Source organism: Microcoleus sp. A006_D1, from assembly GCF_036702805.1.
Lineage (GTDB): Bacteria > Cyanobacteriota > Cyanobacteriia > Cyanobacteriales > Microcoleaceae > Microcoleus.
On sequence record NZ_JAUBVZ010000004.1, the window covers coordinates 396201 to 411874 of the forward strand.

At 46.5% G+C, this 15674-nt stretch carries 13 protein-coding genes; 6 read left to right on the top strand and 7 right to left on the bottom strand.

Annotated elements, in window-relative coordinates; genetic code table 11:
• Window positions 1–171 precede the first annotated feature (171 nt).
• Complete coding sequence (locus QUB68_RS10055) at window positions 172–960, bottom strand: TIGR03943 family putative permease subunit (protein ID WP_332991790.1); 789 nt, start codon at window positions 958–960, stop codon at window positions 172–174.
• 120 nt (window positions 961–1080) lie between these two features.
• Window positions 1081–2160 (bottom strand): permease, encoded by a 1080-nt coding sequence (locus QUB68_RS10060; protein WP_332991792.1) that lies wholly within the window; start codon window positions 2158–2160, stop codon window positions 1081–1083.
• Between the two features lie 815 nt (window positions 2161–2975).
• Here QUB68_RS10060 and QUB68_RS10065 point away from each other — a divergent pair.
• Window positions 2976–4439, top strand: coding sequence for a sensor histidine kinase (locus QUB68_RS10065; protein ID WP_332991794.1), 1464 nt, complete (start codon window positions 2976–2978; stop codon window positions 4437–4439).
• A 288-nt stretch (window positions 4440–4727) separates the two neighbouring features.
• On the opposite strand, the gene dnaN is transcribed toward QUB68_RS10065, so the two are convergent.
• From dnaN to dnaA, 3 genes are all read right to left on the bottom strand, one after another.
• Window positions 4728–5867, bottom strand: coding sequence for a DNA polymerase III subunit beta (dnaN, locus tag QUB68_RS10070; RefSeq protein WP_332991796.1), 1140 nt, complete (start codon window positions 5865–5867; stop codon window positions 4728–4730).
• A gap of 14 nt (window positions 5868–5881) precedes the next feature.
• Entirely contained in the window at window positions 5882–6280 is a 399-nt protein-coding gene (locus QUB68_RS10075; RefSeq protein WP_332991798.1) for a hypothetical protein, read from the bottom strand.
• A 128-nt stretch (window positions 6281–6408) separates the two neighbouring features.
• Window positions 6409–7779, bottom strand: coding sequence for a chromosomal replication initiator protein DnaA (gene dnaA, locus QUB68_RS10080; RefSeq protein WP_332991800.1), 1371 nt, complete (start codon window positions 7777–7779; stop codon window positions 6409–6411).
• A 188-nt stretch (window positions 7780–7967) separates the two neighbouring features.
• Between dnaA and QUB68_RS10085 the strand changes: the two genes are divergently transcribed.
• The 4 genes from QUB68_RS10085 (at window position 7968) to QUB68_RS10100 (ending at window position 11368) form a co-directional block, all read left to right on the top strand.
• Window positions 7968–9209, top strand: a complete 1242-nt coding sequence (locus QUB68_RS10085; RefSeq protein WP_332991802.1) for an HhoA/HhoB/HtrA family serine endopeptidase — start codon at window positions 7968–7970, stop codon at window positions 9207–9209.
• Between the two features lie 184 nt (window positions 9210–9393).
• On the top strand, window positions 9394–9927 hold the full coding sequence (def, locus tag QUB68_RS10090; protein WP_332991804.1) for a peptide deformylase: 534 nt from the start codon (window positions 9394–9396) through the stop codon (window positions 9925–9927).
• 54 nt (window positions 9928–9981) lie between these two features.
• Window positions 9982–10554 (top strand): TerD family protein, encoded by a 573-nt coding sequence (locus QUB68_RS10095; protein WP_332991806.1) that lies wholly within the window; start codon window positions 9982–9984, stop codon window positions 10552–10554.
• Window positions 10555–10768: 214 nt separating this feature from the next.
• Window positions 10769–11368, top strand: coding sequence for a TerD family protein (locus QUB68_RS10100; RefSeq protein ID WP_332991808.1), 600 nt, complete (start codon window positions 10769–10771; stop codon window positions 11366–11368).
• A 113-nt stretch (window positions 11369–11481) separates the two neighbouring features.
• On the opposite strand, the gene lysS is transcribed toward QUB68_RS10100, so the two are convergent.
• Window positions 11482–13035, bottom strand: coding sequence for a lysine--tRNA ligase (gene lysS, locus QUB68_RS10105; RefSeq protein WP_332991810.1), 1554 nt, complete (start codon window positions 13033–13035; stop codon window positions 11482–11484).
• Between the two features lie 302 nt (window positions 13036–13337).
• Window positions 13338–13475, bottom strand: coding sequence for a hypothetical protein (locus QUB68_RS10110; protein ID WP_293290953.1), 138 nt, complete (start codon window positions 13473–13475; stop codon window positions 13338–13340).
• A gap of 29 nt (window positions 13476–13504) precedes the next feature.
• On the opposite strand from QUB68_RS10110, the gene tkt reads away from it, so the two are divergent.
• Window positions 13505–15523, top strand: a complete 2019-nt coding sequence (gene tkt / locus QUB68_RS10115) for a transketolase (protein WP_332991813.1) — start codon at window positions 13505–13507, stop codon at window positions 15521–15523.
• The last annotated feature ends 151 nt before the right edge of the window (window positions 15524–15674 follow it).

Genomic DNA, 15674 nt, shown 5'->3' on the forward strand with positions numbered 1-15674 from the left:
TATTTCTTAATTATGAGTCTAGTTCCTGAATTTGCTATTGGCAACTGCTACAGGATGCTGCTGCCAATGTTGTAGCTGACTTTACTCGATCTTAACTTGCTTAACAAGGACGGGCGCGATGCCCATGCCACAATCAAAGAGATAAAATTTAATCTGCAACCTGATCCGCGTCTAATAATCATAAGGGTTTTTGGGTTCGGCAATTGGTTTGAGGGAGGATGCTTGAATGATTAATTTGCGCTTACCTTGCAGTTCTTCTACGATCGTTTCTCCTTCTATTTCTAGCCAACTGTCTGGGGGAAAGGAGGCGCGGGTTTGACCGATCGCTAATTTGACTGGCAATCCGATCGGATAGGCGTCCGCGGCGCAGCAGGTAATGATAAAACGCCCGATCCACATATATTGTTCTGCGATATTGGGCGGGTGAATTACAAATCCTTGAACCTTGACTTTTTGACCTCTATATGTATCGGGTTCGGGATTGAAATTTAACAGTCGCACCCATTCGACGAGCGATCGCCTTTCGGGTTTTGTCGTATTGCGAAATTCTTGCGGTTGCAGTCGGGTGATGGGCAGGGATTCGGTGAGGCCTCGTTCGAGTGCTGTCTGGCTGGTAAATGTGCGCGGCGTTACGATTAAACCGATTAATGCGACGCTTAACATTAAGGTGCTGCCGACACTGGGGGGAAATAAAGTAACGTGTTCAACTTCTGTCATTCTGAGAGATTTATTGGCTGGGGATGTCCGCGATTGCTTGGCGGCGCGATCGAGCTTTAAGAGTTCCCAAACTTTAAACCCACCAATCACCATTAAGCCAATTCCTCCCGCTACAGTCAAGCCAAAGTAATTCGGGTGAATCAGAATGCTTAATTTGCCAGTTATCCAATATTTTAGGAGCAATATTCCCCACCCTAAGATAGCTAGGGCATCCAGCCAAGGGCTAAATTTTTTCAGGTTCATTTTTTAAGAGTCATTTTTCAAGAGTCATTGGTCATTGGTCAACTGTCATTGGTCAACTGTCATTGGTCAACTGTCATTTGTGATTGCGAATCTATTGTTAGTTAGGCATCCTGGCTAATTTTAACCAAGATATAAGTTAACAGCGAGAGTCATTAAAAAGGTTAACTGAGCTGCCAAAATCATTAAGTAAATTACGGCTCGACCTTTAAAAATAGACAGCATTAAACCGATGCCTTTGAGGTCAATCATCGGGCCGAATACGAGAAATGCTAATAGCGAACCGCTGGTAAATGTGGAAGCAAAAGATAGGGCAAAAAAAGCATCTACAGTAGAACAAATCGATACGACTGCGGCTAATAGCAGCATGGCGAGAATCGAGGAAACTGGGCCTTGGCCGAGGTTGAGAATTAGTTCACGGGGTGCGCCAACTTGAATGATAGCGGCGATCGCACTTCCAATTACCAAAACTCCTCCCAATTCGCGCAACTCCTGTACCATACTATCTAAAAGCAGGCGCAGACGCTCTTTAGAAACGGGGTGAAACATAGATGAACGTTTCGAGGTTTTATCTGTTTTGCCTGTTTGTAAGGGCTTCCAGTCATCTTTTAGCAAAGATTCGATCGGCACCGCCCCTCCCGGCTGACCGAGCATAAATGTTCCCGACTGCAACAGTAGCGGAGTGTTGGCTTGGACGAGTTCTTTTTCGGAAAACTCTGGTTTTGGCAGGGGAATCGCGCGGGCTACAGAGGGGTGTAGCAGAGGGCGCAAGTCGGCTTGAGCACTGAACACCCAGCCGATAATTGTGGCTGTAATCAGGGAAAAGACTACCCGCAAAACTACAATTTCTGGCTGATCGCGAAATGCCGTCCAAGTTGACCAAATTACCACGGGGTTGATGGTGGGGGCCGCGAGTAAAAAGCCGATCGCGAATGGTGCGGGCACTCCCTGCATCAACAACCTGCGGGCTACGGGCACGTTACCGCACTCGCACACGGGAAACAAAAAGCCGATCAAACTGCCCATCAAAGCCCCCAGCAGCGGGTTTTTGGGGATGCGGGATACCAGTTTGCGTTCGTCTACAAACCCCAGCAGCAAACCTGAGAATAAAACTCCCAGCAGCAGAAAAGGTATTGCTTCTACTAACAAGCTGAGAAACAGGGTAAAAGCATTGTTTAACTGATTCGTGAGGGCGGGTTGCATCGATCACCTACTGGTAAATTGCTATCTAGTTGCACGTTTTTGGCATAACCCCTGTCGATCATACCTTCTTGACAGCGCTAAGTTAAGATTTAGTTGAAACTTTTTGGCGATCGTCCTCAATGTTATAGCAACCATTAAAAGTCGCAGATTCCAGCGCCGGACACCGCAATGTCAGTTCCATAGCAATCCTCGCCCACAATCTCTATATTTCAACATTAGAATAAGAGTCGTTAAAATTCATTTGATATTTTTTCCAAAAATTGGATAATCGTTAATTTGATTAGCGCGAATTATAGCATAGATTAATGAAAATTTGATTTATTAAAACCTCGCCAAATTGCGCCCTATTGGCTTGTTGCAACGAAAAAATAATGAAAGTTGCAAGCTTGTTTAGACGGCGAGACTCTATGGGCAAACCTAGCGGGGGTATTTGAGCATCGCGCAATTATGGTTTTCCTGTATCATCAATTAATGATAATTTTCCGTACCTTCGGCTTATTGTTAACAACAGGTTAAGGTTTTGGTCTAAGGTTAACTAATAGTTAAATACTCCAAATAATAGTTAATACGCATCAAGCCGATATAAAATAAAGTCAGGCATAATCGCCAGAGCGCATCTATCTCGGTCATGCTCGAACTTGCCTAATACTTGGAGTGGTAAAATCCCATTTACCACAGACAGTTTTTTGTGTAATTTAAAATGTAGTTTGCCAGGGAGATGCTGGCCAAAGCACTCAGCTACTTATTTGCTGACCTTTGGTAACTGAATGTCTGCTGGCAAATAAAAACCACCAAAAAAGCGTGCTGATGAATTTATGTTAAATACTTCCTGCGTAGAAAGACCAGTCCAACCCGCGTCCGAAGCTGACTCTGGAGAACTTCGTTTAGACTCTACTCTCCAAGAATTATCGCTTTACGATTTTCAAGTAGAAGCTACGGATTTCGGGATAAAAATTTCCCAGATGTTAGAAACTAATCCGCTGTTACCGGGAGTCATTTTGACAAATCAAGGTAAATTTGTCGGCATGATTTCCCGGCGGAGATTTTTAGAATTTCTCAGCCGTCCTTTTGGAAGAGAATTATTTTTAAAACGACCTGTGAAGGCTTTATACCGCTTTGCTGAAATTGAGACTTTGATTTTTCCCAGCAATACTTTAATCGTGGATGCAGCCCGGAAGTCCCTACAGCGATCGAAAGAACTGCTTTACGAGCCGATTGTGGTTCAAGTATCGCCCCAAACTTATACTTTGGTAGATGTACGCGAACTGTTAGTTGCCCAGTCAAACATTCACGAATTAGCGACAAAATTGCTGAGGCAGCGAACTCAATCTCAACTAATTCAAACCGAAAAATTAGCCAGTTTGGGGCAGATGGTAGCTGGAGTCGCCCACGAAATTAGAAACCCTGTCACCTGCATCAGCGGAAATCTCGGCTTTTTGTCTAACTACTCGAAAGACATTATGGAGTTGCTGTCTGCTTACGAGCAAATTGTCGGCCCTAACGAACAAATTGACGCACTCAAAGCAAACATAGAATTTGATTTTCTGCAAGAAGATTGGGTGGAAATTATCAAAAGTATGAAGGCTTCATCAGAGAGACTGAGGGAACTTGTCACCAGCCTGCACACCTTTTCTCACATGGATGAAACTCACTTGAAAGAAGCTAGCCTCCATGAATGTATTGACAGTACGCTGCTAATCATGAAAAACCGTCTTAAGTACGGGTTTAAAGTAGTTAAAAAGTATGGGGATTTGCCTTTGGTCAAGTGTTACTCTGGTCAGTTGAGTCAGGTATTTATGAATATCGTCAGCAATGCGATCGATGCTTTGGAAGAGGTAAAAGGAGAAAAAGGTTTTGTACCTGCGATTACGATTGAAACTGAGGTAATAGACACTTCTGACGGAGACTGCGTGAATTCGGAATTACTTCAAAATTATGTTTTGGGCGATCGACAAAATGCAAAAGTACGCGCGGCGCAGCTATCCCGTAGGGAATCTTCCGCCAGCCAAAATGGGGACTTCAGCCCAGAAGCAGCGGGTAAAAATCAAAATAACGCTTGGATAGCGATCAGAATTGCCGATAACGGGCCGGGAATTGCGCCAGAAATTCAGCGACGGATTTTTGATACTTTCTTCACTACTAAACCTGCGGGGAAAGGTACGGGTTTGGGGTTGGCAATTACTCATCAAATTGTGACGGAAAAGCATAAAGGCAAGTTAAATTTGCATTCTACGCCCGGTACGGGTACGGAATTTGAAATTTTGTTGCCCTTGATTTGAAGGCAGTTCAGAATTGAGTGAAGTATTTTTGTATAGTAATTACGCAACTGTCACATTCAATCAAGGTATATTGTTGGGCTTGGGCGCTACTATATATAAGAGCGCTAAAGCGCAACAACGTACCTAAACAGATCCCATATGAGATTTTCGATAATGATTGAGAATTACTAAACTGACGCACCCTACGGCTGTCAACTCTTCCTTGTTGCTTGAGTCAACTGCCAACTGACAACTGCCAACTGACAACTGCCAACTGTCAACTGTCAACTGTCAACTGTCAACTGTCAATTAAGCTCGAAGCTGAACTGGCATCACTAAGAATGTAGCATTGACTCCGCCCAAAGGCTGAAAAATTACAGGAGCAAGAGCACCGTTTAATTGCATTTGAATTTCGGAAGACTGAGCAGTTTTCAAAATGTCAACTAAGTATTTCACGTTGAAAGCAATATCTATGCTGTCTCCCGAAATCTGTGCCGGCATTGATTCTTTACCGCTACCGACATCCTTGGCATCTACCGACAAAGTGATTTCCTGATTCTCCTCGTCGATGCTACATTTGAGAATATTATTTTTTTGGTCGGCAAAAACTGCAATTCTTTCTACTGCGGCTAAAAGCGATCGCCTTTCTAAGGTAATTTGCCGCTCAAAAGAGGGTGGAATCAACTGTCGGTATGCGGGATATTGGCCTTCCAACGTGCGGGTGGTCAGCCGCTGGTCTGCCCATTCAAATACTACTTGACCCTGTTCAAAATGCAGGGTAACAGGTTCAGTCCACTGCTGCATCACTAGCATTCTTTCTACTTCGCGCAATGCTTTAGCGGGGACTGTTACTTCAAATTCTTCTGCGGTTTCTTCGGCTGCGGCTTTTTCGTTGGCAGTTTGAACTACTGCTAATCTGTGCCCGTCTGTGGCTGCAAATTCTAGGCAATCTTTTAGTACCTTTAAATGCACGCCTGCTAGTACCTGTTTTGCTTCGTCGGGGCTAGTAGCAAATAAAGTTCCTTTGAGTCCTTCTATCAAGGCTTCGGGCGGCAATTTGAGGATTGTTCCGGCTTCGATGGCGGGCAATTCTGGGAATTCTTCTGGGCCCATGCCTCTGACTTGGTAGCTGCCAGAACTGCAAGTGAGATAAGCTACGGTATCCCCGGCTTCGTCTTCTAAAGTAATCTCTCCGCCTGGGAGTCTGGAAACAATATCGTTGAGCAATTTTGCGGGTATGGTAAAACTGCCGCCGCCAGTCACTTCTGCTGCAAAGCTGGTACGAATGCCCAAACTGAGATCGAAAGCTGTAAGGCTAACCCGCTGATTTTCCTCATCCGCGACTAAGAGCACGTTGGCTAGTACCGGATGTGTCGGGCGGGAGGGAACGGCCCGACTTACCAACGAGAGGTTGGCGTTGAGGTCACTTTGGGTGCAAACCAATTTCATGGGAGGAAGGTTAATTAACCGGATTTGAGACAGAAGCAAATCGTATCACAGAAAGCTGATGACAGTTGACAGTTGGCAGTTGGCAGTTGACAGTTGGCAGTTGGCAGTTGGCAGTTGGCAGTTGGCAGTTGAGAGTTGAGAGTTGGCAGTTGAGAGTTGGCAGTTGAGAGTTGGCAGTTGAGAGTTGAGAGAAGCAACAAGGAAGAGTTGACAGTTGGCGGAACACTTTTTTTTATTGAATTATTTTTGGGATCGCCCTGTGGAAACTGTGGAAAAATAAAATAATTGGTTGTGGCGCTTGAGTTGTAGCTGATGAATGCCTGTGGAAAATTTGTGGAAAAGCTGGTACTGTCGATCGCCCTTCCATTTTCCCACAAAAACTGTTTTGGGCCATCGGGTAACGTTTTCCACACTATGAGGGCTAATTTTCCACAGGTTTTTCCACAGTTATTGTAGTGATTGTAGATTGTAGGGTGCGTCAGCCGGCTGAATATCTTGACGGCAGACTGAGAATTTTTCCCGGCTGACGCACCCTACGTAATTAAGTTTTGCGGCTGACAACGTTTATTCGATCGCTCAATTGACGCAAAGTTTGGGCTAAAGTTGGATCTGTGTTCCGCAACTGAGCAATTTTGTCGCAACTGTAAAGCACAGTCGTGTGATCCTTGCCGCCGAACACTTCGCCAACTTTCGGCAAACTCAAAGTAGTGTGCTGCCGAATTAAATACATCCCGATTTGACGGGCAAAGCTAATTTCTCGCCTGCGGGAAACACCCTTCAAGTCTTCCACAGAAACATCAAACACCTCAGCCACAACTGCAATTACTGCATCGGGAGTCGCCTCTACGGTTTCAGTTTGCGGGTTCAAAACCGGGGCGATATTCTCCACAGTCATCGGCAAACCGGTAATTGAAAGATATGCTACCGCCCGAATCAAAGCTCCTTCTAATTCCCGAACGTTGGAAGTGTAACTAGAAGCAATGTATTCAATCACATCTCGCGGCAGCCTCATATTTTCATATTCAGATTTTTTCTGCAAAATTGCCATCCTTGTTTCTAAGTCTGGCAATTGAATATCAGCAATTAATCCCATCGAAAATCTGGAGCACAAGCGCTCTTGCAGGCGGGGAATTTGCTGCGGCGGGCGATCGGAAGCTAAAACGACTTGGTTTCCGGCTTCGTGTAAAGTATTGAAAGTGTGAAAAAATTCCTCTTGGGTGTATTCTTTGCCTTCGATAAATTGAATATCATCTATTAATAAAACATCCGCTGCTCGATAGTGATCGCGGAAAGTTTGCATACTATCTTTGCGGATGGCGACGATTAAATCGTTGGTGAATTTCTCAGTAGAAACGTAAAAAATTTTGGCGTTGGGGTCGATTTCTAAGCGGTAATGACCGATCGCCTGCATCAAATGAGTTTTCCCCAAACCAACGCCGCCGCACAAAAATAGGGGATTGAATTCTCGGCCCGGAGACTCGGCTACGGCGAGGGATGCTGCGTGAGCCATGCGGTTGTTGGAACCGACGACAAAGCGGGAAAATAGGTATTTCGGGTTTAAATTGGCGGGTTTAGGCGGGTGTAGCGAGTGGCTTTCGGGGATATCGGCAATGGGAGATGGCCAAATCATGGCGGAGTCATTGCTGCCACCTGTTTCATTTCCTCCGGCAACTGTTAAGTAGATTTCTACGGGATAGCCAAGAATTTCTTCAACTGCATCGGCAATGATTTTGACGTAATATTTTTGCAACCAATTGCGAGCAAAGGGGTTGGGGGCGCTGACAATCAAACAGTTATTTTCGAGTTGTTCGGCCCTGGCAGTTTTGATCCACGTCTCAAAGCTAGGTCTGCTCAGTTGTACCTGGAGACGTTCAAGTATCTGATTCCACAGACTTTCGAGGGTAATGTCCACTGCTTACCTTTGCCGATCGGCATTCAAGAGATTAATTCTACAGTCTAGAGAGTTTAGTCGTCAGATGTTAAAGTTTAAGGGAGTCTGCCGATCGCCCAAAAATTTTGCGGATCTGCGGCCCAAACCAGACTATCGGGGAACCGCTAGGCAAATATTTAAATTTGGCAGGAAAGCCTTAAAACGTCGCGATGAAGAGTTCTACTGGCAAATTTTGGAAGCAACCAGCAATTTACATATTGCTGCTGGTAACGGGAGCCGGAGCTGCCATGTTGGGCGATCGGCTGTCGGTTTCTCAATTACGTGCAAATTCTGGCGATTCGGGACAAAGGGCGCAGCAACCGAGATTGCAAGTGCCTGCTAATACTAAGCCTCAAGCTAGCAAAGTATTGCCGCCTGCTGCCTTGTCGGGCGATGCGGCTAATGTGAATTTTATTGTGGCTGCGGTGGCAAAAGTTGGCCCGGCTGTGGTGCGGATTGATGCTTCGCGCAAGGTGAAACCGGGAAATAGAGGGGTTTCGCCGGAGGATTTTTTTGGTGGACAACCGAATTCGGGCGGCCGGGGCGGGATTGAACGGGGCACTGGTTCGGGTTTTGTGATCGGGGCTGACGGCGTGATTTTGACTAATGCTCATGTTGTAGAGGGCGCGGATACGGTAAATGTAACTCTCAGGGACGGCCGCGGCTATCAGGGGCGGGTGTTGGGGGCGGATAAGGTGACGGATGTTGCTGTGGTGAAGATTGAGGCGAATGCTCTGCCTGTGGTGGCGATCGGCAATTCTGATAAGCTGTTGTCTGGGGAATGGGCGATCGCGATCGGCAATCCTTTGGGTTTGGACAATTCGGTGACTGCGGGGATTATTAGCGCTACAGGGCGATCGAGTAGTGATGTGGGCGTACCCGACAAGCGGATCGGTTTTATTCAAACAGACGCTGCAATCAATCCGGGGAATTCCGGCGGCCCGCTGCTGAATGCTTCGGGGGAAGTTATTGGGATGAATACGGCGATTATTCAAGGTGCTCAAGGATTGGGCTTTGCGATTCCCATTCAGGCGGCCCAACAGGTAGCGCAGGAACTGATTTCGACGGGGAAAGTCGAACACGCTTATTTAGGCATTGAAATGGCGACGCTGACTGCGGAGGTGAAGCAGCAAATTAACAGCAATGCTAGCAGCAGTCTGCGAGTTGCAGTCGATCGGGGTGTGGCGATTGTGAGTGTGGTTCCTAATTCTCCGGCGGCGGCGGCAGGTTTGCGGGCTGGTGATGTGATTCAAAAGATTAACAATCAGCCGATTATTCAGTCGGAAGCTGTCCAGGAGTTTGTGCAAAATGCTAAGGTTGGCGGTCTGTTGCAAATGGAGATTAATCGGAATGGGCAAATAGTTAATTTGAGCGTGAAACCGGGGAGTTTGCCGGTGCAAAAAATTCGATAAGTTCGGCAACGGATTTCGTAACGGATGTAACGGATGTTGAGGGCAGTTCGGCAACGGATTATGTAACGGATTTAACGGATGTTGAGGGCAGTTCGGCAACGGATTATGTAACGGATTTAACTGATTCAAATGACTAATGACTAATGACTAATGACTAATGACTAATGACTAACAACTAATTAATATGCCTGAAATCTTGCAAATTTCTCAATTAGGAAATCCCGTACTGCGCCAACCGTCGCAAGTTGTGGAGAATGTGAAGGCCGATCGCATTCAACAGCTAATCGACAACCTGATCTCTACCGTACAACACGCGCACGGAGTGGGGGTTGCCGCCCCTCAAGTCGCTATGGGCGATCGGCTGTTCATCGTCGCATCCCGCCCCAACCTGCGCTATCCCCAAGCACCGAAGATGGAACCGACAGCGATGATTAATCCCCAGATTCTCGCTGCATCAACAGAGACAGTCAAAGACTGGGAAGGCTGTTTGAGCATTCCGGGGATTCGGGGATTGGTGCCGAGAAGTAGGGCGATCGAGATAGAATACACTTGTAGAGATGGCAAACTGCACCGACAAGAATTAACTGATTTTGTGGCTCGAATTTTTCAGCACGAACACGACCATTTAGATGGCATCATGTTTTTAGACAGGGTGGAAAGCACCCAAGAACTGATGTCAGAGGATGAGTACCAGCAGCAATTTGTCAAGCTCCTCTGACAGTTGGTATAATTGCGATCGGTAACGCCAATGATGTTGTGAATAGGAGGACGAATGTCTATCAACTTGGAAAAAGGCGGGAGAATCAATCTATCTAAAGAAGCACCGGGGCTGAAAAATGCCGGGATCGGTTTGGGATGGGATACCAATGCTTCAGACACAGGCGGGGCCTTTGACTTAGATGCTTCCGTGTTTATGTTGGGTTCTGATGGCAAAATTCCCAGCGAAAAATACTTTGTTTTCTACAATAACAAAGAGTCGCCCGATGCTTCTGTAGTACATCTGGGAGATAGCACAACTGGGGAAGGAGTTGGCGATGATGAAACCGTTACAGTCGATTTAACCAAAATCGATCCCTCGGTAGAAGAACTTGTGTTTGTTGTCACCATCAACGAAGCAGAAAAGAAAAGGCAAAACTTCGGTCAAGTGCGGAATGCTTTTATCAGGATTTACGATACCACTACTAACACAGAAATCACGAAGTACGATTTGGATGAGGATTTTTCGAGGGAAACTGCGATCGAATTTGGCAGATTTTACAAGAAAGATGGCGAGTGGAGGTTCCAAGCTGTCGGACAAGGCTACAATTCAGGCTTGCAAAGTTTTTTAGACAAGTATGCCGGATAAAAGGTCGATATAAAAGGTCAGATGGCGGTTTCAACCGCCCAATCTTCTCATCTGTTATTCCCCGGAGATCCCCCTAAATCCCCCTTAAGAAGGGGGACTTTGAGAACTCTCTTGTTCCCCCCTTTTTAAGGGGGGTGCCAGGGAGATCAGACTTAACTGAACCGTATTATATCCCAACCATATTTCACGATAAACCTTACAAAATCACAAAACTATGGCTATCAACTTGACAAAAGGACAATCAATTGTACTCAGCAAAAGCGAATACGACTTGTCCCGATTGACATTAGCTTTGGGCTGGGATGTAGCGAAAGCTAAAACAGGTCTTTTCGGCAGAAGCAGCGGTGCAAACTTTGACTTAGATGCCTACGCTTTGCTGTTGGGAGAAAACGGCAAATTAAAAACTCAGAAAGAGGATGTAATTTATTACTCTCATTTGGAGTCAAAGGACAAAACAGTTGTACACTCCGGCGACAATCTCACCGGGGCTGGAGACGGAGACGACGAACAAATATTGGTGAAATTGAACTCTTTGCCAGCACAATATCACAAAATTATCTTGGGCGTAAATATTTACGATGGGAAAGCGAGAAAACAGCATTTTGGCATGGTAGAAAATGCTTTCGTGAGGGCTGTAGATGCCGCCGGGAAAGAAATTGCTCGCTATCGATTGTCAAGTGATGCTTCCTATGAAGACAAATTAAATATGTTGATGGGAGAAGTTTATCGAGAAGGTGGCGAGTGGAAGTTTAAGGCTTTGGGAAATCCTTTGGCTGAAGATTTGAACGGTGTTGTCGGTTCGTTTATACGGTGATAGGAAAGAAGATTTTTTTAACCGCAGATGAACGCGGATAAACGCAGATGGAATTTTATCTGCGTTTATCTGTGTTCATCCGCAGACATCCGCGGTCAAAAAAGCCACTTGCATCAATCTTTAACCGGCCGCATTGTCGGGAACATTACCGCATCTCGGATGCTTTGAGTATTAGTTAAAAGCATCACCAATCTGTCTACACCGATGCCCATTCCCGCACAATTAGGCATTCCCAAAGATAGCGCTTGGATGAAATCTTCATCCATTGGATGTGCTTCATCGTCGCCTGCATCTTTCTGCGCTAGCTGTTCCTCAAACCGCTTTCTTTGCTCTTTTGGATCGTTTAATTCCGAGAAGCCGTTCGAGTATTCCGTGCCGTTGATAAACAGCTCGAAACGCTCGACAAATCCCGGTTTGCTGCGGTGTCCTTTGGCTAAGGGACTGACTTCGATAGGATAGTCGATGATGAATGTCGGTTGAATTAGTTTGGGAACAACTAATTTGTCGAAAACCGCATACAGCACGTAGCCTAAACTCTGTTGTTCTAACTTAGATAGGTGCAGTTCTAGCTTGGTTACGGAGGCGATCGCACTTTCCAAGTCCAAACTGTCAAAATCCAGCCCAAACTCGTCTCTGACAGCTTCCACCATCGTTTTCACTTGCCAGTGTTTGCCGCTAAAACCGGGATATTTTTCGCTGTAGTCGAACTTACGCTCTAAACTAATCGTTTCCCCCTGATTTTCAATTTCGAGGACATCTCCAAATACAGCCGCCGCTGCGAAACACATCACATCTTCGACAACTGTTAAAATGTCGAAAACATCTGCATAGGCTTGGTAAACTTCCAAAGAGGTAAACTCGGGATTGTGGGTGCTGTCAATTCCCTCATTCCTAAATGCTTTTCCTAATTCAAATACTCGCTCAAAACCGCCGCATATTGCTCTTTTTAAGAAGAGTTCCGGTGCAACTCGCAAATACAAATCCATCTCCAAAGCATTATGGTGAGTGATGAATGGCTTAGCAGCAGCACCACCGTAAATTGCTTGCAATGTCGGCGTTTCTATTTCGTAAAAATTGGCTTGCCAGAGATAGGAACGGATGCTTTGAACGATGCGGCTGCGAAGCATAAAACGGTTGAGCGCATCTTGGTTGCTAGCTAAATCTATTTCGCGGTGGCGACGGCAAACTTCGGGGTCGTTAATGCCGTAATGAGCATCGGGAAATTGAATGGTAGCTTTTGATAAAAGCGTGAATTCCCGCACTAAAATAGAAAGTTCTCCCCGGGGCGTGCGGCAGCCGATACCTTCCACGCCGACAAAATCGCCGACATCAAGCAATTTTTTAATTTGGTCAAAGCTCAAACCGACTTCACCTGTGACGATTGCTTTCTCAACTTTCAGTTGAATCTTGTCTGTAGCGTCTTTTAAATCGATGAAACCAATTTTGCCACTGTCGCGCTTGGAAATAATTCGGCCGGCTAATCGCAGGGAAATTTCTTCGGAGTCGCTTTGTCCGTTTTCGAGTTCTTTTCCTGGTTGACTAAATATTTCGCGAACTTGTTGGGCTGTGTGCGATCGCGCGTAGGATTGGCTAGGATACGGTTCTATGCCTTGCGATCGCAGTTCGTCTACTTTTTGACTGCGGACTTCGGCTTCACTCAGAGTCATTACTTATTGCCTGGTTAAAATTACAAATATCTTACATCTTGCACTATTCTCGGGCTGGCTCGCCAGCCCACCCCACCAGAAAATTCACTTTTTGTGGAACAGGCATCTTGCCTGTTCGTCACAAAGCTGCAAAATGCAAAATGTGAGAAACACTACACTTTATCATAACTGGGCAACACAAACGAATTTTTTAAACAACCAAGATAAACTTGCGATCGTCGGGCCGACCTTGACTGTTGACTAAAATCTGTCAACTGTCAACTGTCAACTGTCAACTGTCAACTATCAAAGCGGCCGAAACCTTAAAAAATTAAGTTGTCTGTCGATCGCAAGTGGTGAGATGATATGTAGTGCAGCCTCACGGCAGTTCCACAGAAACTGAACAGCAGAGAAGCGGGCGATCGAACTCGACTCATCGCACCTCTGCCAGAATCGACCACACACACTCTTAGATATAAAAACAAGAATTATGGCTGTTGCAACCCAATCACAGACTGAAGAACTCTGCATCAACTCTATCCGCTTTCTCGCCATCGACGCGGTAGAAAAAGCAAAATCAGGACACCCAGGACTGCCGATGGGCGCTGCCCCTATGGCATTCGTGCTGTGGGATCGGTTTATGCGGTTCAACCCGAAAAACCCCAAGTGGTTCAATCGCGATCGCTTCGTCCTCTCCGCCGGACACGGCTGTATGCTACAGTACGCCCTCATGTACCTCACCGGCTACGATAGCGTCAGCCTCGACGACATCAAGCAATTTCGTCAGTGGGAATCCAAAACCCCCGGACACCCCGAAAACTTCGTCACCGAAGGCATCGAAGTTACCACCGGCCCGCTGGGACAAGGTATTGCTAACGCCGTCGGTTTGGCAATGGCAGAAGCTCACCTCGCTGCCAAATTTAACAAGCCCGGTAACACCATTGTTGACCACTACACCTATGTCATCATGGGTGACGGCTGCCACATGGAAGGCGTTTCTAGCGAAGCTTGTTCTTTGGCCGGACACCTCGGACTAGGCAAATTAATTGCCCTCTACGATGACAATCACATTTCCATTGAAGGCGACACAAACTTAGCCTTTACTGAAGATGTCGGCAAGCGTTTTGAAGCTTACAACTGGCACGTCATTACAGTAGATAATACTGCTCTAGACCACGATACTAATCTAGCAGCAGTTCACAAAGCTATTGAAGAAGCCAAAAAAGTCACGGACAAACCGTCCATGATTAAAGTCCGCACCATCATTGGTTACGGTTCTCCCAACAAGCGCAATTCTTACAGCGCTCACGGTGCTGCTTTGGGTAACGATGAAGTCCAAGCAACTCGCGATTTCTTGAAGTGGGAACACGCACCGTTTGAAATTCCTGATGATGCTTTGTCACACTTCCGCAAAGCAGTCGAACGAGGCGCCGGGTCTGAGCAAGAATGGAATCAAGCTTTTGCTGATTATAAAGCAAAATATCCCGCAGAAGCAGCAGAATATGAGCGCACGGTTGCTGGCAAACTTCCCGAAGGTTGGGATAAAGTTCTGCCGACTTACAAGCCGGAAGATAAGGCAGATTCCAGCCGGAATCATTCTGGAAAATGTTTGAATGCTTTGGCGGCTGTTCTACCTGAATTAATCGGTGGTTCCGCTGACTTGGCATCTTCTAACATGACCTTGCTCAAGGGTGAAAAAGATTTCCAAAAAGGTCAATACGAAGGACGCAACCTGCGGTTTGGCGTGCGGGAACACGCTATGGGCGCGATCGCCAATGGTATGATCCTACACGGTGGCTTAATACCTTACTGTGCAACTTTCTTGGTATTTGCCGACTATATGCGGGGAGCAATTCGCCTCTCTGCACTCTCGGAAGCTGGAGTTATCTATGTAATGACTCACGACTCCGTAGCCTTGGGCGAAGACGGCCCCACTCACCAACCAGTCGAAACCATCGCTTCCCTGCGCGCCATCCCCAATTTGTTGGTAATGCGCCCTGCGGATGGTAACGAAACATCTGGCTCTTACAAGGTGGCAATTGAAAGCCCCAAACGTCCCACTTTGATGGCTTTGTCTCGTCAAAACTTGCCCAATTTGGCCGGAAGCTCGATCGAAGGAACAGCCAAAGGCGCTTACACTTTGTCCGACGACGGTGGCACTCCCGACATCATTTTAATCGGCACCGGCGGCGAAACATACCTCTGCGTTGATGCCGCTGAAAAATTGCGCGCCGCAGGCAAGAAAGTACGAGTAGTTTCGATGCCTTGCTGGGAATTGTTCGACTTGCAAGATGCAGCTTACCGCGAATCTGTACTGCCAAAAGCTGTTACCAAGCGGTTAGCAGTTGAAGCGGCTTCTAGCTTCGGCTGGGGACGTTATTTGGGTTCCGAAGGCGACAGCATCAGCATCGATACTTTCGGCGCTTCTGCACCGGGCCCAGTTGTATTAGAAAAGTTTGGCTACACCGTTGATAATGTCGTAGCTAAGGCTAAGGCGCTGTTGGGTTAATCAATAGCAACAGCATAATTTGTGGTGGGGCGGGCTTTGGGCTCGCCCCATTTTTTATAGAAAAAGAAAGTCGGCGCGAATTCCATTCGCCGGGTCTTCTCTATATTTCTTCAACCTGCGGAGGCACGTGAGAGTTTGTGTAGACGCGAAT